Source organism: Flavobacterium johnsoniae UW101 (assembly GCF_000016645.1).
In the GTDB taxonomy this organism is placed as follows: Bacteria; Bacteroidota; Bacteroidia; order Flavobacteriales; family Flavobacteriaceae; genus Flavobacterium; species Flavobacterium johnsoniae.
This window is the reverse complement of the sequence record NC_009441.1, coordinates 1-24,323: the sequence shown is the minus strand read 5'-3', so window position 1 is coordinate 24,323 and position 24,323 is coordinate 1. Positions and strand designations below refer to the sequence as shown.

Annotated in this window: 22 protein-coding genes, 1 rRNA gene and 1 pseudogene; 8 read left to right on the top strand and 16 right to left on the bottom strand. The window is 33.1% G+C overall.

All coding sequences use genetic code 11. The features are described from left to right. Window positions 1–76 precede the first annotated feature (76 nt). Both rrf and pafA read left to right on the top strand, forming a co-directional pair. Window positions 77–186: ribosomal RNA gene (gene rrf / locus FJOH_RS00130) — 5S ribosomal RNA — on the top strand. 359 nt (window positions 187–545) lie between these two features. Next, window positions 546–2,165, top strand: coding sequence for an alkaline phosphatase PafA (gene pafA / locus FJOH_RS00125; protein ID WP_011921542.1), 1,620 nt, complete (start codon window positions 546–548; stop codon window positions 2,163–2,165). 125 nt (window positions 2,166–2,290) lie between these two features. On the opposite strand, the gene ald is transcribed toward pafA, so the two are convergent. Beyond that, window positions 2,291–3,409: an alanine dehydrogenase gene (ald, locus tag FJOH_RS00120; protein WP_011921541.1), complete on the bottom strand. Its 1,119-nt coding sequence runs from the start codon at window positions 3,407–3,409 to the stop codon at window positions 2,291–2,293. A 201-nt stretch (window positions 3,410–3,610) separates the two neighbouring features. Here ald and FJOH_RS00115 point away from each other — a divergent pair, with 201 nt between their 5' ends. Further along, complete coding sequence (locus FJOH_RS00115) at window positions 3,611–4,069, top strand: Lrp/AsnC family transcriptional regulator (protein ID WP_008467950.1); 459 nt, start codon at window positions 3,611–3,613, stop codon at window positions 4,067–4,069. A 61-nt stretch (window positions 4,070–4,130) separates the two neighbouring features. Here the strand turns inward: FJOH_RS00115 and FJOH_RS00110 are convergent, their stop codons facing one another. Further along, window positions 4,131–5,579: a glyceraldehyde-3-phosphate dehydrogenase gene (locus FJOH_RS00110; protein ID WP_011921540.1), complete on the bottom strand. Its 1,449-nt coding sequence runs from the start codon at window positions 5,577–5,579 to the stop codon at window positions 4,131–4,133. A gap of 210 nt (window positions 5,580–5,789) precedes the next feature. Then, entirely contained in the window at window positions 5,790–7,190 is a 1,401-nt protein-coding gene (locus FJOH_RS00105) for a trypsin-like peptidase domain-containing protein (protein WP_011921539.1), read from the bottom strand. A 174-nt stretch (window positions 7,191–7,364) separates the two neighbouring features. Here FJOH_RS00105 and dapF point away from each other — a divergent pair, with 174 nt between their 5' ends. The 4 genes and pseudogenes from dapF to FJOH_RS00085 all read left to right on the top strand — a co-directional run bounded on the left by dapF (window position 7,365) and on the right by FJOH_RS00085 (window position 10,960). Beyond that, complete coding sequence (gene dapF / locus FJOH_RS00100; protein ID WP_011921538.1) at window positions 7,365–8,147, top strand: diaminopimelate epimerase; 783 nt, start codon at window positions 7,365–7,367, stop codon at window positions 8,145–8,147. Window positions 8,148–8,203: 56 nt separating this feature from the next. Further along, complete coding sequence (locus FJOH_RS00095; protein ID WP_011921537.1) at window positions 8,204–8,737, top strand: GNAT family N-acetyltransferase; 534 nt, start codon at window positions 8,204–8,206, stop codon at window positions 8,735–8,737. Between the two features lie 10 nt (window positions 8,738–8,747). Continuing rightward, a pseudogene (gene mltG / locus FJOH_RS00090) lies at window positions 8,748–9,790 on the top strand (endolytic transglycosylase MltG). Between the two features lie 525 nt (window positions 9,791–10,315). Beyond that, entirely contained in the window at window positions 10,316–10,960 is a 645-nt protein-coding gene (locus tag FJOH_RS00085; protein WP_011921535.1) for a hypothetical protein, read from the top strand. A 50-nt stretch (window positions 10,961–11,010) separates the two neighbouring features. Here FJOH_RS00085 and scpA read toward each other — a convergent pair whose 3' ends face one another. The 10 genes from scpA to dnaA all read right to left on the bottom strand — a co-directional run bounded on the left by scpA (window position 11,011) and on the right by dnaA (window position 21,150). Then, a complete protein-coding gene (gene scpA, locus FJOH_RS00080; protein WP_011921534.1) occupies window positions 11,011–13,146 on the bottom strand; it encodes a methylmalonyl-CoA mutase in 2,136 nt (711 codons plus the stop codon). Between the two features lie 42 nt (window positions 13,147–13,188). Next, window positions 13,189–14,550, bottom strand: a complete 1,362-nt coding sequence (locus tag FJOH_RS00075) for a methylmalonyl-CoA mutase subunit beta (RefSeq protein WP_011921533.1) — start codon at window positions 14,548–14,550, stop codon at window positions 13,189–13,191. 17 nt (window positions 14,551–14,567) lie between these two features. Further along, window positions 14,568–14,900, bottom strand: coding sequence for an FtsB family cell division protein (locus FJOH_RS00070; protein ID WP_011921532.1), 333 nt, complete (start codon window positions 14,898–14,900; stop codon window positions 14,568–14,570). A 106-nt stretch (window positions 14,901–15,006) separates the two neighbouring features. Continuing rightward, window positions 15,007–15,615, bottom strand: a complete 609-nt coding sequence (udk, locus tag FJOH_RS00065; protein ID WP_011921531.1) for a uridine kinase — start codon at window positions 15,613–15,615, stop codon at window positions 15,007–15,009. A gap of 263 nt (window positions 15,616–15,878) precedes the next feature. Continuing rightward, complete coding sequence (locus tag FJOH_RS00060; protein WP_011921530.1) at window positions 15,879–16,760, bottom strand: SDR family oxidoreductase; 882 nt, start codon at window positions 16,758–16,760, stop codon at window positions 15,879–15,881. A gap of 74 nt (window positions 16,761–16,834) precedes the next feature. Next, a complete protein-coding gene (locus FJOH_RS00055) occupies window positions 16,835–17,962 on the bottom strand; it encodes a methionine aminotransferase (protein ID WP_011921529.1) in 1,128 nt (375 codons plus the stop codon). Further along, window positions 17,946–18,464 carry an energy transducer TonB gene (locus FJOH_RS00050; protein ID WP_011921528.1) on the bottom strand — a complete coding sequence of 173 codons (519 nt, stop codon included), beginning with the start codon at window positions 18,462–18,464 and terminating at the stop codon, window positions 17,946–17,948. The genes FJOH_RS00055 and FJOH_RS00050 overlap by 17 nt, the downstream gene beginning before the upstream one ends. A gap of 13 nt (window positions 18,465–18,477) precedes the next feature. Continuing rightward, entirely contained in the window at window positions 18,478–19,191 is a 714-nt protein-coding gene (locus FJOH_RS00045) for an SAM-dependent methyltransferase (protein WP_011921527.1), read from the bottom strand. 55 nt (window positions 19,192–19,246) lie between these two features. Next, the gene (locus FJOH_RS00040) at window positions 19,247–19,714 is read right to left on the bottom strand and encodes a low molecular weight protein-tyrosine-phosphatase (protein WP_011921526.1); all 468 of its coding nucleotides are present in this window, start codon (window positions 19,712–19,714) and stop codon (window positions 19,247–19,249) included. Window positions 19,715–19,722: 8 nt separating this feature from the next. Further along, on the bottom strand, window positions 19,723–21,150 hold the full coding sequence (gene dnaA, locus FJOH_RS00035) for a chromosomal replication initiator protein DnaA (RefSeq protein WP_011921525.1): 1,428 nt from the start codon (window positions 21,148–21,150) through the stop codon (window positions 19,723–19,725). Window positions 21,151–21,337: 187 nt separating this feature from the next. On the opposite strand from dnaA, the gene FJOH_RS00030 reads away from it, so the two are divergent. Further along, window positions 21,338–21,742: an acyl-CoA thioesterase gene (locus FJOH_RS00030; RefSeq protein ID WP_011921524.1), complete on the top strand. Its 405-nt coding sequence runs from the start codon at window positions 21,338–21,340 to the stop codon at window positions 21,740–21,742. Between the two features lie 31 nt (window positions 21,743–21,773). On the opposite strand, the gene FJOH_RS00025 is transcribed toward FJOH_RS00030, so the two are convergent. From FJOH_RS00025 to ribD, 3 genes are all read right to left on the bottom strand, one after another. Continuing rightward, window positions 21,774–22,406, bottom strand: a complete 633-nt coding sequence (locus tag FJOH_RS00025; protein ID WP_011921523.1) for an IMPACT family protein — start codon at window positions 22,404–22,406, stop codon at window positions 21,774–21,776. A gap of 177 nt (window positions 22,407–22,583) precedes the next feature. Then, the gene (locus FJOH_RS00020) at window positions 22,584–23,186 is read right to left on the bottom strand and encodes an HAD family hydrolase (RefSeq protein WP_011921522.1); all 603 of its coding nucleotides are present in this window, start codon (window positions 23,184–23,186) and stop codon (window positions 22,584–22,586) included. Next, on the bottom strand, window positions 23,179–24,228 hold the full coding sequence (gene ribD, locus FJOH_RS00015; RefSeq protein ID WP_011921521.1) for a bifunctional diaminohydroxyphosphoribosylaminopyrimidine deaminase/5-amino-6-(5-phosphoribosylamino)uracil reductase RibD: 1,050 nt from the start codon (window positions 24,226–24,228) through the stop codon (window positions 23,179–23,181). The genes FJOH_RS00020 and ribD overlap by 8 nt, the downstream gene beginning before the upstream one ends. Between the last annotated feature and the right edge of the window lie 95 nt (window positions 24,229–24,323).

Sequence of the window (24,323 nt, the reverse complement as noted above, 5' to 3'; positions counted from 1 at the left end):
AAAATATTGTTTAATTGATAATTAACAATTTATAATTGATAATTAATAATTAAAAGCTGCTAGCAGCGAATGACCTTAAGGTGGTTATTGCGGCGGGGCTCACCTCTTCCCATCCCGAACAGAGAAGTTAAGCCCGCCTGCGCAGATGGTACTGCAGTTTTGTGGGAGAGTATGTCGTCGCCTTTCTTTTAAAACCCTATCCTAATCGGATAGGGTTTTTTGTTTTTATGAATGTTTGGAACGAAGAACCCAAATCTTCGCCGTTTTGTAAACCTTTAATTTAAAAACTGCCAGGATTTAATTAATATATAACAGAATTTCCTGTACCTGAAACAACAGGAAAGGTTCTTAATATAGCTCGCAGAAGGGAAATAACACTAAATTATTTCTGATATAAAGTTTTAAAATCTTCTGATAATTTATGTTTAAGAAGATATAGAGTTCAATTTTTGTTAAATTATAGTCAATTGTCTGTCTTAGGTATAGATACTTTAGAATTTTAGATTTTGAATGAGTATTTTTGTGTTTAAATTATTTTATTAAACATGAAGAAAAGTATTTTACTGTTGGCACTTTTTGTTATCACAAGTTTGAGTGCACAACAACGTCCTAAATTAGTTGTGGGTATAGTTGTCGATCAAATGAAAATGGAATATTTATATCGATTTTCTGATGATTTTTCTCCAAACGGCTTTAAGAAATTAATGAATGATGGATTTACTTTCCAGAATATGCATTACAATTATATGCCAACTTACACTGCCCCTGGACATGCTTCAATTTATACTGGTACAACACCAGCTATTCATGGAATTGTTGGTAATGAATGGTTCAGCAGAACTCTTGGAAAAGAAATGTATTGTACCGATGATGCAGGAGTTAAAACTGTAGGTGACGGTACAGCAGAAGAAGGTGCAATGTCTCCTAAAAATCTTCAAAGTACAACAATTACAGATGAAGTTAGAATGGCTACTAATTTTAATGGAAAAGTAATTGGAATGAGCTTAAAAGATCGTGGAGCTATATTACCGGCTGGTCATTTTGCTAATTGGGCATTTTGGTATAGTAAAACTGGTTCATTTATTTCTAGTACTTTTTATGGCGATAAACTGCCTGATTGGGTTACTGAATTCAATAATGAAAAAAACTACTTAAAATACATTAATAAGGGATGGGATTTGTACAAACCTGCTTCGGTTTACAATGAAAGTCTTCCTGATAATAATCCTTATGAAGGAAAATTATATGGAAGTGCTGCACCAGTTTTTCCATATGATTTAAAATCAATGTATGAGAAAAATGATGCTGGAGTTATCCGTGCTACTCCTTTTGGAAATGATTTGCTGGCTGAATTTGCTAAAAGAGCAATCGAGAAGGAAGAATTAGGAAAAGATAATATTACAGACTTCCTTACTGTTAGTTTCTCTTCTACAGATTACGTTGGCCATTTGCTTGGACCAAGATCAATGGAACTTCAAGATACTTATTTGAGATTGGATCAAACAATTGCTGACTTTTTAGCTTATCTTGATAAAACGGTTGGTAAAGGGAATTATTTACTTTTCTTAACAGCAGATCATGCAGGTGCAGAAAATGTAATTTATTTAAAGGATCGCAAGTATAATGTTGATAATTACCCTTCAAAAGAAGTTAAGAAAACTCTTCAGGATTTTTCTGTAAAAACTTTTGGGGTGGATTTGATCCAGAATTATTCAAACTTTAATGTTTTCTTCAATAAACAAATTATTAAAGAAAAAGGATTAGAACTTTTAAAAGTAAAGCAAGCTTTTAAAGAGTTTTTAATTACACAGCCACAAGTTAAAAAAGTGTATACAGAAGAAGAAGTTTTAGCTAATACTGGGAATGATTATGCTCTTAATTTTGTTGCAAAAGGCTATGATGTTACACAAAATGGTGATTTAGTAATTGTTGATAAACCAGGTATGATAGAATATACTCCAACAGGAACCTCACACGGAACAATTTACAGTTATGATACCCATGTTCCGGCTATTTTCTATGGCTGGAATATTAAGAAAGGCGAGTCTTACGATAAAAAAGCCATTACGGAAATTGCTCCAACGATAGCTCAAAAGATTAAAGTTACTTTCCCAAATGGAACTGAAGCAAAAGTTATGACTGAAGTTTTAGATAATAAGAAATAAAAAAGTATACTATAATGAAAAACCTGTCTTGATGGCAGGTTTTTTTTATGCCATAAAAAAAGGCTTTTCAATTAAGAAAAGCCTTTGTAATAGTGACTTAGTAAGCACTTATTTAAGTATTAGCACTATGCGTTTGCTAATACTATTTCTTCGTTAAAAGGTAAGTTCCAAGCTTCTGCAACTCCTTTATAAAGGATTTTTCCATTAGCTACGTTTAATCCTTTTTTCAATTCTTCATTTTCAGCACATGCTTTTTCCCACCCTTTGTTTGCTAATTGAACAGCATATGGTAAAGTTGCGTTTGTTAAAGCTAATGTAGAAGTGTAAGGAACAGCTCCTGGCATATTAGCTACACAGTAGTGAACGATATCATCGATAATGAAAGTTGGGTTTTCGTGAGTTGTAGGAGTACAAGTTTCAATACATCCACCTTGATCTACAGCAACGTCAACAACAACAGTTCCTGGACGCATTAATTTAAGCATATCGCGAGTAATTAAGTGAGGTGCTTTTGCTCCCGGAATTAAAACAGCTCCAACAATTAAGTCAGCATCTTTAATTGCTCTTGTGATATTATAGTGGTTAGACATTTCTGTATTTACGTTCGCAGGCATAATGTCATCTAATTGACGTAAACGTGGTAAACTTAAATCCATGATAGTAACTTGCGCACCTAATCCAGCAGCCATTTTAGCAGCTTGAGTTCCTACGATTCCTCCACCTAGAACTAATACTTTTGCAGGCGGAACACCAGGTACACCTCCTAAAAGAATTCCTCTTCCTTTTAATGGTTTTTCAAGGTATTTCGCTCCTTGTTGAATTGCCATACGACCGGCAACTTCAGACATTGGAACTAATAGAGGTAAGCTTCTGTCTGTTTTCTCTACAGTTTCGTAAGCTAAACAAACAGCTCCTCTTTCTAACATTGCATGAGTTAATTCTTCTGAAGATGCAAAGTGGAAATAAGTGAATAGTAATTGATCTTTTTTGATCAATGGATATTCAGAAGCAATTGGCTCTTTTACTTTTATGATCATTTTTGCAATAGCATAAACTTCTTCAATAGTTGGTAAGACAACTGCACCAGCTTCAGCATATTCTGCGTCAGCAAAACCACTTCCTAAACCAGCAGTAGATTGAACATAAACTGTATGTCCATGTTTTTTCATTTCAGATACACCTGCAGGAGTTAAGGCAACTCTGTTTTCGTTATTTTTTATTTCTTTAGGAACACCTATTATCATTTTGTTATATTTTTTTGTTTTTATTGAAATTGTTTTACAAATCTACAGATAGAGAATAAATTATGGTTTAATGGATAATAAATAAGAAAATATTATTTTATTTTTTAATTTTACAGAAAAATATTCTGTTTAGAGGTAGATTTTATTCTTTAAAAAGAAAAAAAGACTAAATCATACTAATTTTAATAAAACGTTTTCGTTATGGCTTTAGATGAAATTGACAAAAAAATCTTACGTCTTTTACAGGAGGACGCACACTACACTTTAAAAGACATTGCAAACAAAATAAATTTGTCTTTGACACCAGTTCATGATCGAGTGAAACGCCTTGAAAAAGATGGTATTATCGAAAAATATGTGACGCTTTTAGACAAGAAAAAACTTGGAAATAATTTGACAGTTTATTGCCAGGTTACGCTGACAAAACAAACTTATGATACATCAGAAGGATTTAATCAGTCGATTTTGAATCTCCCTGAAGTTGTAGAATGTAATTATGTTTCAGGAAATTTCGATTATATGTTGAAAATTATAATTCCTGACATGGAAAGTTACCATCATTTTCATCAAAAAAAATTATCAGTTCTGCCTGAGGTCTCTTTAATAAATACTGTTTTTGTTATTTCAGAAGTAAAGAGTACAACAGTGCTTCCTATTTAAGGAAAAGAAAAACCACCAGGATATCCTGATGGTTTTAGAAAAAAGTTAGTTTGGTTGTGAATTAATAATAAGTATAACGTCTTACTTTAGCAATATATTTTGCTAAACGAATAACTTGGTGACTGTAGCCATATTCATTGTCGTACCAAATATAAAGTACAATATTTTTTCCATCTTTTGAAACAATAGTAGCATTGCTGTCATAAATAGAAGGAGCCGAAGTTCCAACAATATCAGATGAAACTAATTCATTATTCAATGAATATTTTATCTGCTCTACAAGTTCTCCTTCAAGAGCATATTTTTTCATGATTTTGTTGATCCCAGCAATTGATGTTGCTTTTTTAACCTCTAAATTTAAAACCACTAAAGAACCATTAGGTACAGGAACTCTGATAGCATTAGAAGTTAGTTTTCCTTCTAAAGACGGTAAAGCTTTTGCGACAGCACTTCCAGCGCCTGTTTCAGTAATAACCATGTTTAAGGCAGCAGCTCTTCCGCGACGGTATTTTCTATGCATATTATCGACCAGATTTTGATCGTTTGTATAAGCGTGAATCGTTTCTAAATGCCCTTTTACAACTCCTAAAGTTTCCTCAATAACTTTTAAAACTGGTGTAATAGCGTTTGTTGTGCAGGAAGCCGCAGAAAAAATATCATTTTCATCTGGATCGTATTCGTTATGATTTACACCATGAACAATATTTGGAACTCCTTTTCCTGGTGCTGTTAATAAAACTTTATTTACTCCATTAGATTTCAAATGTCTTTTTAATGCTTCTTGGGTTGTAAAAGCTCCAGTATTATCGATTACTAATGCATCATTGATTCCATATTCAGTATAATCGATTTCTTCTGGAGAATTTGAAGTAATAACATGAACTGTTGTTCCATTTATTATTAAAGCATTGTTTTTAGAATCAGCAGTTACAGAACCTTGAAAATCGCCATGAATAGAATCATAACGCAATAACGAAGCTCGTTTTTCTAAACTTGTTGCGTCGTTTTTATCTCGGGTAACAATAGCTCTCAAACGCAATTGATTTCCTTTTCCGGTTTTAGACATTAATTCTCTTGCCAATAAACGTCCTATTCTTCCAAAACCGTAGAGAACAACATCTTTAGGTTGAATTTCTTTTGAAGATTTTGACTTTTTTAATTTTTCGATAACAAAATATCTTGCGTCTGGATATTTTTCATCTTCAAGTCGGTATTCATAAGTTAATTTACCCAGATCTATTTTAGCAGGCGGAAGATCTAATGATAAAACAACTTTTGCGATTTCGACCGAATCGAAAATTGTAATAGGTTTGCCCACAAATTCACCGGCATATTGATGAAGATTGATAATGTCGCTGACATTTTTATCCAATAATTGATTTTTAAATAAAACCATTTCGATGGACTTGTCATACCATAAATCACTTATCACTTTGATTAATTCGACACCAGCTCTTCTTCGGTCGACCTGTAATGATACCTCTTTTTGGTATAAAGTTTTTTTGCTCATAATTGATTAAATTGAAATAATAAAACACTCACTTATTTTATAATTTGGCGCAAAAGTATCTATTTCAATCGATTTCGTAAACTATTTTAGCATTTATTTTATAAAAACACAAAGCCACCTTAATTTCTTAAGATGGCTTTTTTTAAAGTTTTCTGTCGCACTCACAGTTTACATTTTCAAAGAACTGAATACTGTGACTGTAAACTGAGACTAAATAATGATTCTAAATATTTCTCCGTTTTTATTGATCATTTCGATACGAATACTTTGTCCTTCGTCCTTTTTGTTCAATAATTTAGAAACAGTTTCAACGTTTGTAGCTTTTACGTTATCTATGCTCAAGATGATATTTCCTTGTAATTCATTTTGATACTGCATTAAATTCTCATTTGTGATGTTTTTGATCTTTACACCATAATCAATTCTGAATTTCTTTTTATCAGCAGCATCAATGTTTTCTAATTCAATACCTTTAAATTCAGTACTAAAGAATTCATTTTTGCTTAAAGTAACCGGAACAGTTTTAGTTTTTCCGTCTTTAATGTAAGTTACTTTTACGACATCATTCGGACGTTTTGTATTAATGTAACCAGATAAATCAGCAAAAGTCGAAATGTTTTGCTCATCTAATTTTACAATAATATCACCTTTTGCCAATCCCGCTTTTTCGGCACCAGAATTTTTAGAAACTTTGTTAATGTAGAAACCTTGAGTCTCAGTAATTCCTAATTCTTTTGAAGCCGTACTGTTTAATTCGCCTCCTTCAACACCTAGAATACCTCTTTGAACATTTCCATATTCCATAATGTCCTCAATAATTTTTCTGGCAATGTTTGAAGGAACTGCAAATGAGTACCCAACATACGATCCTGTCATAGACGAAATCATAGTATTAATTCCAATTAATTCTCCTCTTGTGTTTACTAATGCACCTCCAGAGTTTCCAGGATTTACAGCAGCGTCAGTTTGAATAAAAGACTGAATACCGCTTTGGTCTAAATTTCTGGCTTTCGCCGAAACAATTCCGGCAGTAACTGTCGACGTTAAGTTATACGGATTTCCAACTGCTAAAACCCATTCGCCAATTTTTACAGAATCAGAATTGGCAAAAGCAGTATAAGGTAACTTCTCATCAGCATTAATTTTTAATAATGCGATATCCATTTTAGAATCGGTGCCGACTAATTTTGCTTTATAAGATTTTTTGTTATTTAGTGTTATTTCAATTTCGGTGGCATCTTTAATAACATGATTATTTGTTACAATATATCCATCTTCAGAAATAATAACACCAGATCCGGTTCCTACCTGTTCTTGTTGCTGCTGTCCGCCGTATCCATAGAAAAATTCCATCATTGGGTTGCTGACAGTTCTTCGGGAAACATTTTTTACGTGAACAACCGTGTGAATTGTTTTGTCTGCCGCTTCAGTAAAATCAACAGCTTCGCCAGGTAATCCAACCGTTCTTCCGTATGAATTAGGAGCAAGGGTAACAACAGAATTTCCTTTTCCAAAAAAAGAATCACTGCTGTCAAATAATAACTTGTAAGCACCAAGGGTAGTAGCACCGCTTAGTAGTGAAACTAAAAATAAGGTTGAAAATTTTTTCATATTACAGTTTATGTTTTTAAGTTATTTTAGGTATTTGTTTTTAACATTTATAACGTAAAATTATACCAAAAAATTATTTGATAAAACGGTTTAACGCTCTTTAACAATGATTAACATTTCGTTAATTAATCTTCGGAGTTTCTTCGTACTTTTGTACTTCTTAACAACTAAAAAATGCAAGTAGAATTTTATAAATATCAAGGTACAGGCAACGATTTTGTAATGATCGATAACAGATCTAATTTCTTCCCAAAAGAAGATGTAAAACTAATTGAACGCCTGTGCGACAGACGTTTCGGAATTGGAGCTGATGGACTTATTTTGTTAGAAAATGATTCTGAAACCGACTTTAGAATGGTATACTATAATTCAGATGGAAACCAAAGTTCGATGTGCGGAAATGGCGGACGCTGCCTTGTAGCTTTTGCAAATCAATTAGGAGTTATTAATGACAAAACGACATTTATTGCTACTGACGGATTGCACCATGCATCAGTTGGTGATGATTCGATTGTTTCACTGCAAATGATCGATGTTGATGAAGTACAAAAAAATGATTCTTATACTTTTTTAAATACAGGATCACCGCATCATGTACAAATTGTAGATGATTTAGAACATTATAATGTAAAAGAAAACGGTGCTGCAATTCGTTACGGTGAACTATATGGAGAAAAAGGAAGCAACATTAATTTTGTAAAAAAAGTAGATGACGGCACTTTTTCACTTCGTACTTACGAAAGAGGTGTTGAAGACGAAACTTTAGCCTGCGGAACCGGAGCAACAGCAGTTGCAATTGCAATGAATGCAATTGGACAGACTGATAAAACTTCGATTAATTTAAATGTTGAAGGAGGAAAACTTGTAGTTTCTTTTGATAAATTAGGAGATCATTTTACAAACGTCTTTTTGACAGGTCCTGCTAAATTTGTTTTCAAAGGAATTATAGAAATCTAATTAACGATGTCAATCCGAGTGAGTCGAAGACAAATTCTAAAATCTAAAACAAGAGAATGATCACACTCAAAGGCGATACTATTTATCTTCGCGCACTTGAACCGGAAGATTTGGAATTTGTGTATGGAATGGAAAATGACCAGAGCATTTGGGAAGTCAGTAATACCAATACACCTTACAGCCGTTTTTTAATTCGTCAGTATCTTGAAAATGCACAACAGGATATTTATGAAGCAAAACAACTGCGTCTGGCAATTTGTCAAGACCAGGATTTTCCTGCCATTGGATTGATTGATTTGTTTGAATTTGATCCGAGGAATAACAGGGCAGGAATAGGTATTGTGATTCAAAAAGATGAAAACAAAAGGCAAAATATTGGTTCTGAGGCATTAGAACTTTTAATTAAATACTCTTTTTTTAATTTAAATCTGCATCAGCTTTATGCAAATATTAGTACAAAAAATGAAGCAAGTATAGCTCTTTTTACTAAATTTGGTTTCGAGAAAATAGGAATTAAAAAAGACTGGATTTTGCTCAATAACCAATACCATGATGAAGCAATTTTTCAGTTAATCAATAAAAACATTTAAACCAATCGCTTTGAAATTAAAGAAAATTATCACGATAACTGCTGTAGCCGTAATTTCTGTTCTTCTGATTTACGGTTTTATTTTAATCAGCCAAATTTTTAGTGCCAATACAAAATTTGAAGAAAAAGAAGTTTACGTTCATGTTCCTACAGGGGCAAATTACAGTGACGTAAAAAAAATATTAGAACCTTATATCAAGAATTTTGACAATTTTGAATTAGTTGCCAATAAAAGAAGTTACCCTGAAAATGTAAAATCTGGTCGTTTTCTTCTTAAAAAAGACATGAACAATATTGATTTAGTTCGTGCAATGCGTTCTAATGTTCCGGTTAAATTAGCGTTTAACAATCAGGAGCGCTTAGAAAATTTTGCAGGCAGAGTAGGTTCTGAAATAGAAGCAGACAGTTTATCTTTATTGAAAGCTTTTAGAGATCCTAAATTTTTATCAGACAACGGATTTAACGAAGAAAATGTTTTTGCTATGTTTATCCCTAATACGTATGAAGTGTATTGGAATACATCTGCAGAAAAGTTCCGCGATAAAATGATCAAAGAATACCATAAATTTTGGACTCCTGAAAGAATAGAACAAGCAAAAAAACAAGGCTTAACTCCAGTTCAGGTTTCTATTTTAGCATCAATTGTTCATAAAGAATCAGTTAAAAAAGATGAAAGACCTCGAATTGCAGGAGTTTATCTAAACCGTCTGCGTTTAGAAATGCCATTACAGGCAGATCCTACTGTGATCTATGCTTTAAAATTAAGAGATAATAATTTTGATCAGGTTATAAAAAGAGTTTTCTATAATGATTTAGTTATGAAATCTCCATACAATACTTATATAAATATCGGACTTCCTCCGGGACCAATCGCAATGGCTGATATTACTGCATTAGAAGCAGTTTTAAATCCAGAGAAAAACGATTACATATATTTCTGTGCAAGTGTTGATCGTTTTGGTTATCATGAATTTGCTTCAAATTATGCAGATCATACAAAAAATGCAAAAAAATACTCAGACTGGGGATTGCTAGTCAAGGTGTAACAAGATAAGTTTAGATATTCTCTAATAAAAGAAACCGAAGTTTACAGCTTCGGTTTTTTTATGGAATTATAAAAATTAAGATGATCATTTTATTTTAAACTCAATATTATTTTTAGGTAAAATAATAGGAGAAAATAGAGTAAAAAATGATTTTCAAAAGCAATTTTACACATAAATTATTTCAAATTGACCTAAAAAGAAAGTTTTAACTTGTTAATTAAAGGTAAATTTTTGTAAGTTAAAATATTGTTTTGATAAAAAACAGATCAATATTGTAGGTTTTGTCTTTCTATTTTAACTAAATTGATAAAAATTTGATAAAAATGCCGTTTTTTGAAAATTTAATATTGGGATTTTCAACCTCAGTTTCAATTTATGATAAAGCTTCGAAAACTGCATCATTAGCGGGTTAAGCGAGGTTTTAGAATTTCGGCAAACCTGTAAGTTGTTGAATAACAGTATTGTTTTGTATTCCTTATCTTTGCATCGTAGAAATTTCAAAAGGGTGACAGCGTTTTGAAGAAAAACAATTTATGATAAAGAAGTGGTATTTTTATGCGAGTTTAATCGTTATTATTACATTTTTAAGTTTGGGTTTTAAACCCTTTAACGTCGAAACCAAACCGTGGTTTCTAACAGAAAAAACAGATGGATCAGAATATATCTTTCCATCTTTAGAAAAGGATGAATATCCTAAAGTAAATCTAAACGTCCCTTATACCGGAAATCATCTAATCGGTTTTAAAGAAGCAGTAGCTTTTAAAGAATCTCAGGGAAAATACCGAATGGTAAATTCACTGGGTTACATGGGAAAATATCAATTTGGTACAAAAGCCTTACGCGCTATCGGAGTTAAAAATGACGAAGCCTTTTTAAAAGATCCTGCATTACAGGAAAAAGCTTTTGTTGCGTTATTATCTAAAAATAAATGGATTTTACGTAATGAAATCAGAAAGTACGAAGGAAAAGTTATTAATGGTGTAGAAATTACCGAATCTGGTATTTTAGCAGCGGCACATTTAGGAGGTGCCGGATCAGTAAAAAACTTTTTTAAACACAATGGCAACAGGCATTTTAGAGATGCTTTTGGAACCTCATTAAAAAGTTACATGCGAGATTTTGCAGGCTACGACCTCTCGTTTATTGAAGCGGATAATAACGCTGTAATAACCAATTAAACAAACAAAAAAATCCCGAATTTATTTCGGGATTTTTTTTGCACTTTATTTTAGTCTATTAATATTTCAAGTATTTGAATAGCCGCTTCACTAATTTTAGTTCCCGGGCCAAAAATTGCCGCAGCACCTGCATCAAATAAAAACTGATAATCCTGTGCTGGAATTACACCGCCCACAATCACCATAATATCTTCACGATCATGTTTCTTAAGTTCCTCAATAACTTGCGGAACCAATGTTTTATGTCCGGCTGCAAGAGATGAAACACCTAAAATATGTACATCATTCTCTACAGCTTGTTTTGCAGCTTCAGCAGGAGTTTGAAATAACGGACCTATATCTACATCAAAACCCACATCGGCATAACCAGTTGCTACCACTTTTGCACCGCGGTCATGACCGTCTTGTCCCATTTTGGCAATCATAATTCTTGGTCGTCTTCCTTCTTGTTTTGCAAAAGCATCAGCCAGCTGTTTTGCTTTTTCAAAATTCTCGTCGTTTTTTATTGCTGCACTATACACACCGCTAAATGATTTAATCTGTGCTTTAAACCTTCCAAAAATACTTTCCAGAGCATCGCTGATTTCGCCTAGTGTAGCTCTGTTTCTGGCAGCTTCTATAGCAATCTCTAGTAAGTTTCCTTCTCCGGTTTTGGCACAATGAATTAATTTTTCCAGTGATAGATTTACTTTTTCAGTATCTCTTTTTGCTTTAATTTCTTCAAGTCGCTCAATTTGCTGTTTACGCACCATTTGGTTATCAACATCCAAAATATGTAAAGGATCTTCTTTTTCTAATCTAAATTTATTTACACCAACAATAATATCCTGACCGCTGTCGATTCTGGCTTGTTTTCGGGCCGCTGCTTCTTCAATTCTAAGTTTTGGAATTCCGGCTTCAATTGCTTTTGTCATGCCGCCCAGTTCCTCAACTTCTTCAATAAGTTTCCAGGTATTTTCTAAAATTTCGTTTGTTAAAGATTCAACATAATAACTGCCGCCCCAAGGATCAACGGTTTTAGTGATTTTAGTTTCTTCCTGTAAATAAATCTGCGTATTTCGTGCAATTCTGGCAGAAAAATCTGTTGGCAGAGCAATCGCTTCGTCAAGTGCATTGGTATGTAAAGACTGCGTTCCTCCAAATGCGGCTGCAGTAGCTTCGATACAAGTTCTGGCTACATTATTAAACGGATCTTGTTCTGTTAAACTCCAGCCACTGGTTTGACAGTGCGTTCTTAATGCTAATGATTTATCACTTTTTGGATTAAACTGCTGAATTAGTTTTGCCCAAATCATTCGGCCGGCTCTCATTTTGGCAATTTCCATAAAATGATTCATTCCTATTGCCCAAAAGAAAGAAAGGCGAGGAGCAAATTCATCAATTGTCATTCCGGTTGATAATCCGGTTCGAATATATTCTAAGCCATCTGCCAAAGTATACGCTAATTCTATATCAGCTGTTGCTCCGGCTTCCTGCATGTGATAACCTGAAATTGAGATAGAATTAAATTTTGGCATTTTTTTGCTCGTAAATTCAAAAATATCAGCAATAATTTTCATTGAAGGTGCAGGTGGATAAATATACGTATTGCGCACCATGAATTCCTTCAAAATGTCATTTTGAATTGTTCCTGAAAGTTTGTTCAGTTCGACACCTTGTTCTTCGGCTGCTACAATATAAAAGGCCATAATAGGTAAAACAGCACCGTTCATGGTCATAGAAACCGACATTTCGTCTAGCGGAATCTGATCGAATAATACCTTCATATCTTCAACAGAATCGATGGCTACACCTGCTTTTCCAACATCACCAACAACTCTTTCATGATCAGAATCGTAACCTCGGTGTGTTGGTAAATCAAAAGCGATGGAAAGTCCTTTTTGACCCGCAGCAAGATTTCTTCTGTAAAAAGCATTACTTTCTTCTGCGGTTGAAAATCCGGCGTACTGGCGAATCGTCCACGGACGACGAACGTACATCGTAGCATAAGGCCCGCGTAAATTGGGTGTAAAGCCGGCTCCAAAATCAATGAACTCCAAATCTTCTATATCTTTTTCAGTATAGTTTTTTTTAAGTTCGATTCCTTCGGCGGTTGTGAAGTTTTTAGTCAAATCTTCAGCCTTTTGGCTTTCGGTTTTCGACTGTTGACTTTGAAGGTTAATATGTTTAAGGTCTTTTCTTATCATGGAGACACTTCTTTCTGTTGGTTATTAATTACGTTTAAAAGATTATTCTAACTCTAATCGTTCTTGCTCCAGCTTTTCAGCTAATCTTTTTTCTATAATGGGTGTAATTAATGTTTTTCTTGGTTTGATTTTTACAAAAGGAAACAATTCTAAATCGTGTTTCATTCTGTCTTCTTTGTTTGGGTATTTATTGGTGCCTAACAAAACTTCTTTTTTAGAATCGAATAATTCTTGTTCTTTGCTGGCACTTTCCTGAATTTTCTTTTTGATTGTTCCGTCGTTCAAAAGTTTTAAGAAACCTCCGTTTGCTTCAATGTCTTTAAACAAGGCAAGACTTTTTTCTGCCAACTGAACGGTTAAGCTTTCTATATAATAACTTCCATCGGCTGGATTGTCAACTTTATCAAAATAACTTTCGTGTTTTAGAATTAAAAGCTGGTTTCGGGCAATTCGGTCACCAAATTCGTTGTCTTTGTGATATAAAGCATCGTAAGGTAAATTAGCTACAGCATCGGCACCGCCTAAAATTGCCGACATACATTCGGTTGTGGTGCGAAGCATATTGACATTATAATCATAAATCGTTTTATTTCGCTTAGTCGGTGTAACTAAAAAATGACAATCTAAATCAGGATTATATTCTGCAGCAATTAATTTAAAAAGCATTCGTAAAGCACGAAGTTTTGCAATTTCAAAAAAGTAATTTGTTCCAACAGAAATTTGGAAAACTATTGTTTTTGTTGAAGCAGGGAAACGGTTTAAATACTCATTAGCATGTGCTAAACTATAAGCAATCTGCTGTGTAATATTTGCACCCGAATTTTGATACAAACCTAAATCTACACTAAGAAACGGAAGGTTAGTTTGGTTTGAAATTTTTTCAAGCGTCTCAAAATTATTTTTATCTGATGTTGTAAACCAGTTTCCGTCTCGAGCCAATTGTCCTATTGGATCAAGATTGCAATAAAAAATCGCATTTTTTTGAACCGAAATGACGTCCAGTTTTTTTACGAAATCGATTGAGAGAAAACTCAAATGAAAATAAACAGTTCTGCCTTCTAAAGGAAGATTTTCTAATAATTTCTGTACATCAGTATTTTCGTTTTGAATTGTAAAACGTAAACTTTCGGCACCTCTTTCAATAGTATTTAGGGCTCTATTAATAGATTTTTCGACATCGTGAACAAATATATTTTGGCAGATTTTAAATTCTGATGCCTGAGTTTGTACAGAAGCTGATTTTGTAAATTCGTCGCTGTGATAAAAAGGTTTTACCTGAATATCTTCTGGAGAATTCCAAATAACAGTTTGGTTGTAATCGGCTCCATCCAATTCAAACTGAATTTTTTGTTTCCATTGTTTGGATGAAATCGGATTAAAATCTTCGAATAGGTTAGTGGTCATTTGGTGTTTTTTCTGAATTATTCTTTTTCCTGAATAGTGTCTCCTTCAAAATGAATGATGTAAATATCTTCGCTGTCCTTTTTCATAAAGTATTTTTCGCGGGCATATTTTTCTATTTGTTCAGGATTTTTAAGTTGTTTGATCTGTTCCTGATCTTTTTTTATTTCTTCCTGATAATATTTTTTATTGTCTTTCAGCTCATTAATTTGTCCGTCTAAAAAACGATGGTCAAAATAGGAGTAATTGTCTAAAAATAGCATCCAGATAACAAAAAACAACAATACCCAGACGTATTTATTGCCCAGGAATTTAAACCATTTTTTGTCTTTATACGGATTTTTGAATTTCATATAAGATTGTTTCTTTTGTATATGATTGAGTTTTAGACATTATAGAAAGCATTCCCGATAATTATCGGGAAGCCTGTATTTTTATGGTTTAAATTTACGATAAAAATTATAAAATTCTCTGATTAATTACGGCCCGAACTACATCAATTGCAACCGTATTGTATTTATCGTTTGGAATAATAATATCTGCAAAAGCTTTTGTTGGTTCGATAAATTGTTCGTGCATTGGTTTTAAAGTTGTTTGATAACGGTTTAAAACCTCGTCAATATCACGTCCGCGTTCAGAAATATCTCTTTTTAAACGACGAATTAATCTTTCGTCAGAATCAGCGTGAACATATACTTTAATGTCAAAAAGCTCTCTTAATTCCGGATTTGTTAAAATTAAGATCCCTTCCACAATCATTACTTTTCTTGGATGAGTTGAAATCGTATCGTCGGTTCTGTTATGCTGAATAAAAGAATAAACCGGCTGATCGATAGTTTCTCCTGCTTTTAAAGCTTTAAGGTGTTTTACCAATAATTCAAAATCAATGGCACGAGGGTGATCAAAGTTTATTAATGCTCTCTCGTCAAAAGACAAGTTATGGTTTTCTTTATAATACGAATCCTGAGAAATTACTCCAACTTCTGTATCTGGCAATTCATTCATGATTTGGTGTACAACCGTTGTTTTTCCGCTTCCAGTTCCTCCTGCAATTCCAATAATGAGCATAAAATTTTTGTTTGATATTTGTTTGGCAAAAATAATAATTAAACTGAATTGCTAAACATAGAATGTAATTTAACCATATAAGTAATGTAACTAAATTTAAGTAGAAAAATTTTTAAGCAAAATAGTACTTAACTGAACTTATATCACTTATATGGTTAAAATGTTTGTTTTTATTTTAAAAAAAATCCCGAAAGTAAACCTTCGGGATTTCGTGCAATCAGTATAGTTTTAAAAAATATTCTGAATTTAGTAAGCACTTGTAATTATTTATTCTTTTTTGCTTTTATCATCATTTCAAGCTGATCCCAAAGTTCCTCTGGAATTGCTTCTAATAAATTAAATTGTCCGGCACCTTTTAACCATTCGCCTCCGTCGATTGTAATAACATCACCATTTACATAAGCTGAAAAATCAGAAACTAAATAAGCTGCTAAATTGGCTAATTCCTGATGATCTCCTACACGTTTCAACGGCACTTTTTTTGCCATATCAAACTTTTCAGAAAGATCTCCCGGCAATAATCTATCCCATGCTCCTTTTGTTGGGAATGGTCCCGGAGCGATTGCATTAGAACGGATTCCGTATTTAGCCCATTCTACAGCAAGGCTTCTTGTCATGGCTAAAACCCCAGCTTTAGCCGTTGCACTTGGCACCACATAAGCAGAACCAGTCCACGCATAAGTTGTTACAATATTTAAAATCGTTGCCGATGTTTGTTTTGTGTCGATCCAGTGTTTTCCAAAAGCCAGTGTACAGTTTTTAGAACCTTTAAGAACAATATCGATAACAGTATCAAATGCATTTGCAGATAAACGTTCTGTTGGCGAAATGAAATTTCCTGCTGCATTGTTTAAAAGAACATCCACTTTTCCGAAAATTTTTAAAGTTTCCTGAAGCATATTTTCTACTTCTTCATAATGGCGAACATCACATTGAAGAGGTAAACATTTTCCGCCAGTTTCGCTTTCGAGTTCTGCAGCTGTTGTTTTCAGCTTTTCTAAGTCTCTGGAAGTAATCGCAACCTGAGCGCCCAATTCTAAAAAATATTTGGTCATTGCTTTACCTAAACCGCTTCCGCCGCCAGTAACTACAATAACTTTACCTTTTAAAGCGTCGTCTCGTAACATTTTATCTGTGTAACTCATACTTTTCTTTTTTTACAATATTAATTAAAATAATAGGATGCACGCATAATAATGTTATAAAATTTTGATAAACTTTATATCTCACACAATTTTTTTGCAGCAGATTCCAGCGTAAAATTATCTTTTGCAAAGCAAAAACGAATTAATTTTTGATCTTTATGATCTGAATAAAAAGTAGAAATTGGAATGGCAGCCACTCCGTGATTAATTATTAGATTTTTGCAGAAAGTAACATCATCTTCATTTGAAATATTGGCATAAGAAGCAACCTGAAAATAGGTTCCTTCACATGGTTTGAGTTCAAAGCGACTGTTTTGAAGCAGTTTCTGAAAGTAATCTCTTTTTTCCTGATAGAATTTTCCAAGCAGATTTACATCAACAACATCCAGATATTCGCTGATTGCAAACTGCGAAATGCTGTTTACGCTGAAAACCAAAAACTGATGCACTTTTTTGATTTCTTTCATTAAATGTTCTGGCGCAATGGTATAGCCAATTTTCCAGCCAGTAATATGAAAGGATTTTCCAAAAGAAGAAACCATAATACAGCGGTCTAAAAGAAAATCTTTTGTATGTGCTGAAATGTGTTTTTCTTCAAAAGTAATGTATTCGTAAACTTCGTCAGACAAAACAATAATGTCTGGATATTTTTCAAGAAGATTTTTTAGCTGAATAAAATCATTTTCAGTTAAAATTTTTCCCGTCGGATTATGTGGATTATTGATGATAATCATTCGGCTTTTTTCCGAACAAGCTTTTTCGATTGTTTCCCAATTTGGAGTATAATCGTCATTTAGTGCCACACGAACAGGTTTTGCTTTGCAGAGTAAAACAGGAGATTCATACGAATCATAACTTGGATCAAGAATAATTACTTCGTCGTTTTCTTTTACCAGAGCCAAAATTGTAGTGAAAATTCCCTGTGTTGCTCCGGCTGTAACCAAAAGTTCTAAATCTGGATTAATGGTTCTTTTATAAGAATCCTTAATCAGCTTTGCAATTTTATTCATCAATGGCGGATAACCTGCCATTGGTGTATATTGATGCACATTTTCCTTGGATAATCTTGCAGCAATATCTGTTAATCTTTCGTCAACAGGAAAATTTGGAAATCCCTGCGAAAGATTTATTGCATTGTATCCAGATGCCATTTTGGACATTACTGTAAAAATGCTTGTAGTTACGTTAGGGAGTTTGCTCATGATATACATCTATTGGTATAGTTAAATAGTAACGAACTCTCACAAGTTTGTTGTTTTGTGTGCCTGGAAGCCATTTTGGACATTTTTTTAGAATGCGAATCGCTTCTTTTCCTGTTCCATAATCAGCATCTTTGGTAACTGTTATATCAGTTAGTGTGCCATCCTTTTCAACTACAAAATTTACATCAACTATTCCTTTTACTTTAAGTTCTTCGTCAGGATATTTGTAATTGTTTCTAATAAATTTATGAAGTTTTGCAATTCCTTTATCAAAATCAGGTTTTACATCTATTGAGTCAATATCATATACTTTAGTGTCCTCTTTTATTTTAACTGTATCTTTGTTAACAGTTGAATTAACTTCAGGAAGAAACTCTTCAGAGTTGTTTTCTTTAGTAATATTTTGTTCCGTTTTTTTGTTTTTTGAATCTTTAGTATCTGTTGAAGAATTACATTGTACAAAACAGATTGAAGTCAAAATTAGAATTAAAGCCTTTTTCATTATCTAGGTTCAATTAGATTTTATGAATAATAAAAATAGTTGGTCGTTTGTCAATATCGATTTTCAATTTTTTCCAATCCGAAACTTTCAAGGTTTTTATGAATTCCGTTGGCAGTGTAATATCTGTAGCAATACATAAATGTGTCGACGGATTTAAAATCTGTAAAAGATCTTCGATCAATTTATTGTTTCTATAAGGTGTTTCAATAAATAACTGTGATTGGTTTTTGTCCTGAGATAATCTCTCAAAATGACGTATTGCCGATTTTTTTTCGTCTTTGTCAATTGGTAGATATCCGTTGAAAGTAAAACTCTGGCCATTCATTCCAGAAGCCATCATCGCTAGTAAAATGGAAGAGGGGCCGACTAACGGAACAACCTGAATCCCTTTTTCATGTGCCAATTTTACAATTACGGCACCAGGATCAGCAACGCCCGGACATCCGGCTTCGCTCATTAATCCCATATTTTTACCTTCTAATAAAGGTTTTATAAAATCTAAATGTTCGCTTGGTTCTGTTCGTTTGTTTAAAGTAAAAAGAACAAGTTCAGATTGTTTTTTTTCTGGATAAACGGCTTTTATAGATTTTCTGGCTGTTTTATCGTTTTCAACAATATAATGGTCGATAACTTCTATCGTTCTTCTTACCGTTTGTGGTAAAACATCCATCGGATCGCTTTCGCCCATTGTAGTTGGAATAAGATATAATTTTCCGAGAAGTTTCATGTATATGTGTTTAAAATTAAAAAATTCAACTATCTCTTTTGCAGAAACAATTGAATTAAGAATGTTTTTTTAGAAGCTGGTCAGCAATTAAATCTGTTACTTCATCTAGCATTTGGTAAACGTTGTCAAAACCATTTGCGGAACCATAATAAGGATCTGGAACATCAACATTTTCGTCTGGGAATAATTCGTTAAGAATTAAACGAACTTTACTTTTATGTTCAGGAGTTTTAGCCAGATGAACTACATCACGAAAATTTGAATTATCCATTACATAGATATAATCAAATTCATCAAAATCGGATGATTTAATTTGTCTGCCTTTTTGTGCGCTTATGTTGATTCCGTTTTTGCGGGCAACATCTATGGAACGCTTATCGGGGCAGTGTCCTACATGCCATGATCCTGTTCCTGCAGAATCTACAATAAATTTGTCTGCGGGTAATTTTGATGCTAAAATTCCTTCTGCTAAAGGAGATCTGCAAATATTCCCCAAACAAACCATTAAAACTTTTACTGGCATGATTCGCGTTATAGCGTTAGTTTTTTGTTGATGTCTTCGACAAATTTTTTGAATTGTTTGTCTGTAGAAACTAAATTGTCAACAGTTTTACAAGCGTGTAATACAGTTGCGTGATCGCGGTCTCCAATTTGTGAACCAATATTTGCTAAAGAAGCTTTAGTGAATTTCTTTGCAAAAAACATGGCCAATTGTCTAGCCTGAACAACATGCCTCTTTCTTGTTTTAGATTGAAGCGTTTCGATATCCAGCTGGAAATAATCGGAAACAATTTTTTGGATATAATCGATAGAGATTTCTCTCTTTACGTTTTTAACAAATTTCTCAACTACACTTTTTGCTAATTCAATCGTAACTTCTTTTTTATTGAAAGAAGACTGAGCAATAAGAGAGATAATAGCACCTTCTAATTCTCTTACGTTAGATTTGATATTGCGGGCAACATATTCAAGAATGTCTTCCGGCATATCAACACCATCACGATACAAAATGTTTTTTAAGATCGAGATACGGGTTTCGTAATCAGGCTGATGAAGCTCAGCAGATAATCCCCATTTAAAACGAGATAATAAACGCTGTTCAATATCCTGCATATCAACAGGAGCTTTATCAGAAGTTAAGATTACTTGTTTTCCGTTTTGGTGCAGGTAATTGAAAATGTGGAAAAATACGTCCTGAGTTCCTGATTTACCAGATAAAAACTGAACATCATCAATAATCAAAACGTCGATTAATTGGTAAAAGTGAATGAAATCGTTGCGATTATTCTTTTTAACCGAATCAATATATTGTTGTGTGAAAATTTCGGCAGATATATATAAAACCGTTTTTTCAGGATATTTGTCTTTTACTTCAACCCCAATAGCGTGTGCTAAGTGTGTTTTTCCTAAACCAACTCCTCCAAAAATCAACAAAGGATTAAATGAAGTTCCTCCAGGTTTATTAGCAACAGCCATACCGGCAGAACGGGCTAAACGGTTAGAATCTCCTTCAAGGAAATTGTCAAAACTGTAATTAGGATTTAACTGAGATTCAATTTTTAAATTTCGGATTCCAGGAATTACAAAAGGATTTTTAAGCTCAGGATTTAAGTTTTTAAACGGAGCATCAACCTCTTGCGGTTTCATTGGAACTCTGTTGGAACTTGGGAGCTGTTCGGTAAATGGCTGTTTATTTCCATAAGTGTTCTCCATTTTAATTTTATAGAGTAACTTTGCATTTTTTCCAAGTTCTTTGGTAAGTGCAACTTTTAATAATTTTACGTAATGCTCTTCGAGCCATTCGTAGAAAAATTTACTTGGTACTTGAATATATAACGCGTTATCGGTTAGCTCAACTGATTTGATTGGTTCAAACCAAGTTTTGTATGCTTGATCTTGAATATTGTCCTTTATAAAAGACAAACAGTTTTCCCATACCGATTGAGCAGTTTTAGTCATAGATTCAAATAAATTTTTATATTATTAATAAAGATTCTCCTGTAAAAAAAGGAGCGATTTTATTCCTTATTTCGGGATAACAAATATGTGAACAAATTTCTGTAAAAAAAAATATTTTGGTATCTAATTTTATAAAAAAATGTTGTAAGAGGGCTTGAATAATTTAAATTTTTTTAATACATTAATAATGAAAAAACATCAAACGCAAGTGCGTGTTCGTTACTCCGAAACTGACCAAATGGGAGTTGTTTATCACGGAAATTATGTGCCTTATTTTGAGATTGGACGCGTGGAATGGCTTAGAAATAAAGGGATTTCGTATAAAAGCATGGAAGAAAGCGGTATTGGGCTTCCAATTGTTTCCATGCAGATCAACTATAAAAAATCTGCTCGTTACGATGAGCTTTTAACTATTCATACAACATTCAAAAGCCAGTCATCTGTTAAGATCGAATTTGACTGCGAAATTTATAACGAAGCAAATGAGTTATTAACAACGGCAGTGTTTATTTTAGTATTTATTTCGTTAAAAACGGGCCGCCCAACGGCACCTCCAGATTATATTTTAGAATTGTTTAAAACGATGGAATAATTGTTAAATCCAGATACGTTTTTATACTAAATTATATAATTTTAACATCAATTTCAAACATTAAATCAAAAATGTCGAATATCATTTCGGCATTTTTTTTTCGCGTTTTTGTGATGATTTTCCCAATTGGAAGACCGGAATTTTCATCTATTTCCATTTCCTGAGATGTTATTTCCAGTTTTTTTTCTTTTATAACACGCATTACTTTGTTCATGTTTTTATAATCAAAAGAAATTAAAAAATGAACATCAATCGTTTTTTCAACAATTTCACAAACTTCTAATGTCATTTGTGCGGTTGTTCGATATGCCGCAATTAATCCGCCGACTCCTAATTTTGTGCCTCCAAAAATACGAACCACAACTACAAGAACGTTCGTTACGCCAAAAGATTGTATCTGTCCGTAAATTGGTGCTCCAGCTGTATTGCTTGGCTCTCCATCATCATTTGCACGATAAGAAATTTTGGGAGCTGTCCCTAATTGATAAGCATAACAATAATGTACAGCATGCGGATGAAGTTTTCGTAAATCCTCTATAATAGGTTTTACTTCTTCTTCGTTTTCTATAGGAAAAGCATAACCAAAGAATTTACTTCCTTTTTCTTTAAAAAGTACTTCTTCAGATTTTCTGGCAATGGTTTGATACGTATCGTTATATTCCAAATCTATATTCTAAATTGTTTTGTTTTTTTGCCACGAATTCCACGAATTCCACGAATTTTTCACGCAGATTCTGCAGATTTTAGCAGATTTAGTTTGTATTATAATCTGTGTAGATCGGCTCAAATCTTTTTAAATCTGCGTGAAAAAAACCATTTAATCTGTGGCCAAATAATATTTTTATAATAATCCTTTAGTAAATAAATCTACAACATCTTCTTGTCCTACTTGTAAATTCCAAACATGCAAACCTAATGCTGCAGCGGCATCCGTGTTTTCTTTTTTGTCATCAACAAATAAAGTCTGTTCTGGAACTAAATTATGTTCATCAATTAAATGCTGATACGAATTAGCATTTGGTTTTCTTTTTCCAATTTCAAATGAAAAATGGACTTTTTCAAAACAATTGTAAAAATCAGTATAAAAAGGAACGCCGACTGTTTTTTCGAAAGTGGCAATATGAATAGAATCAGTATTGCTTAATAAAAACAAACGGTATTTTTTTGAAAGCTCTTTTACGAAATCTAATCTATAAGAAGGGAAATCTGCTAAAACCGCATTCCAGGCTTCCAGAATTTCTTCTATAGAAGCATTTGGAAGTTGTTCTTGAAATCCGCTCACAAAATCATCATATGAAATATCTCCAGTTTCAAATAATAAATTCAAGCGGTCAAGTTCAGCATTCCATTCTTTCAGACCTAATTTTTGCAAGCCAGAAATTGTTCCTTGTTTGTTTAAATTGATAAAAATATCTCCAAAGTCAAAAATTATCGTATCAATCATGATTTCTTACATATATTAATTCGTCGTTTTGAATATAAGTTTTAATGGCATTTTGTTTTTGAAGTTCCGGAGCTTTAGTTCCTTTTTTAAAAGTGTTTTTTCCAATAAATATTCGGGCTTCATCCCAAATGTTTTCATTTATAAAAGATTCTAAAGTCTGTCTGCCTCCTTCAATAATTATAGATTGAATTTGATGCTGGTATAAAACAGCTAAAATATTTTCAATACTATTTTTATCAAAATCAATTTTTTCAAAAATCGTATTTTCTGTCGAAATCATGTTTTCAGATTTCGTAAAAACAATAGTTTTTACACTTTCATCAAAAACAAAACTGTCTTTAGAAATTCGGTTGTTTTGATCTAAAATTACTCTGACCGGATTATTTCCTGACCAATCTCTGACGTTTAATTTCGGATTGTCGTCAACAACCGTCTGAGTTCCTGCTAAAATAGCCTGTTCTTCACTTCGCCATTTATGGACTAATTGACGTGAATATTGATTGGTAATCCAAACTGGTTTTCTTTCCTGATCGATTTCTTTTTCAGGAGCGAGAAATCCGTCCAGACTTTCAGCCCATTTTAAAATAATATACGGTCGTTTTTTCTGGTGGAATGTAAAAAAACGTTTGTTGAGTTCGTTACATTCATCTTCTAAAATTCCAACCACAACATTGGCACCGGCTTCAATTAGTTTTTTAATTCCTCTTCCTGCTACTTTTTCATTTGGATCGACCGTTCCTACAACCACATTTGGAATTTTGTTTGCAATAATCAAATCACAGCAAGGAGGTGTTTTTCCAAAATGGGAGCAAGGTTCTAAGCTGACATAAATTGTAGCTTTTTTTAATAACGATTTGTCTTTTACAGATCGAACTGCATTTACTTCGGCGTGCGGTTCACCGGCTTTTTTATGCCAGCCTTCGCCAATAATAGTATCTTCATAAACAATTACACTTCCCACCATCGGATTTGGATATGTTGTTCCAAAGCCATTTCTAGCAAGCTCTATGCATCGTTTTATATATTTTTCATGTTTATTCACTTTGCAAAAGTAACTTATTTTTAAATTTTGAGTCTAATCTTATAGCTATTGTTGTGAAACATTACAGATTGTTATGAAACTATCGAAAAAGTATT

Excerpts from the sequence above, each read along its gene's own strand:
- FJOH_RS00075 (WP_011921533.1), bottom strand. The coding sequence starts at position 14,550 with ATGACCACTAACCTATTCGAAGATTTTAATCCGATTTCATCCAAACAA.
- udk (WP_011921531.1), bottom strand. The coding sequence starts at position 15,615 with ATGCTCATTATTGGAATTGCAGGAGGAACTGGAAGCGGAAAAACAACG.
- FJOH_RS00095 (WP_011921537.1), top strand. The coding sequence starts at position 8,204 with ATGATCACACTCAAAGGCGATACTATTTATCTTCGCGCACTTGAACCG.
- pafA (WP_011921542.1), top strand. The coding sequence starts at position 546 with ATGAAGAAAAGTATTTTACTGTTGGCACTTTTTGTTATCACAAGTTTG.
- FJOH_RS00085 (WP_011921535.1), top strand. The coding sequence starts at position 10,316 with ATGATAAAGAAGTGGTATTTTTATGCGAGTTTAATCGTTATTATTACA.
- scpA (WP_011921534.1), bottom strand. The coding sequence starts at position 13,146 with ATGATAAGAAAAGACCTTAAACATATTAACCTTCAAAGTCAACAGTCG.
- FJOH_RS00110 (WP_011921540.1), bottom strand. The coding sequence starts at position 5,579 with ATGAGCAAAAAAACTTTATACCAAAAAGAGGTATCATTACAGGTCGAC.
- dnaA (WP_011921525.1), bottom strand. The coding sequence starts at position 21,150 with ATGACTAAAACTGCTCAATCGGTATGGGAAAACTGTTTGTCTTTTATA.
- FJOH_RS00030 (WP_011921524.1), top strand. The coding sequence starts at position 21,338 with ATGAAAAAACATCAAACGCAAGTGCGTGTTCGTTACTCCGAAACTGAC.
- FJOH_RS00050 (WP_011921528.1), bottom strand. The coding sequence starts at position 18,464 with ATGAAAAAGGCTTTAATTCTAATTTTGACTTCAATCTGTTTTGTACAA.
- FJOH_RS00045 (WP_011921527.1), bottom strand. The coding sequence starts at position 19,191 with ATGAAACTTCTCGGAAAATTATATCTTATTCCAACTACAATGGGCGAA.
- ald (WP_011921541.1), bottom strand. The coding sequence starts at position 3,409 with ATGATAATAGGTGTTCCTAAAGAAATAAAAAATAACGAAAACAGAGTT.
- FJOH_RS00060 (WP_011921530.1), bottom strand. The coding sequence starts at position 16,760 with ATGAGTTACACAGATAAAATGTTACGAGACGACGCTTTAAAAGGTAAA.
- FJOH_RS00070 (WP_011921532.1), bottom strand. The coding sequence starts at position 14,900 with ATGAAATTCAAAAATCCGTATAAAGACAAAAAATGGTTTAAATTCCTG.
- FJOH_RS00105 (WP_011921539.1), bottom strand. The coding sequence starts at position 7,190 with ATGAAAAAATTTTCAACCTTATTTTTAGTTTCACTACTAAGCGGTGCT.
- FJOH_RS00020 (WP_011921522.1), bottom strand. The coding sequence starts at position 23,186 with ATGATTGATACGATAATTTTTGACTTTGGAGATATTTTTATCAATTTA.
- dapF (WP_011921538.1), top strand. The coding sequence starts at position 7,365 with ATGCAAGTAGAATTTTATAAATATCAAGGTACAGGCAACGATTTTGTA.
- FJOH_RS00115 (WP_008467950.1), top strand. The coding sequence starts at position 3,611 with ATGGCTTTAGATGAAATTGACAAAAAAATCTTACGTCTTTTACAGGAG.
- FJOH_RS00055 (WP_011921529.1), bottom strand. The coding sequence starts at position 17,962 with ATGAGCAAACTCCCTAACGTAACTACAAGCATTTTTACAGTAATGTCC.
- FJOH_RS00040 (WP_011921526.1), bottom strand. The coding sequence starts at position 19,714 with ATGCCAGTAAAAGTTTTAATGGTTTGTTTGGGGAATATTTGCAGATCT.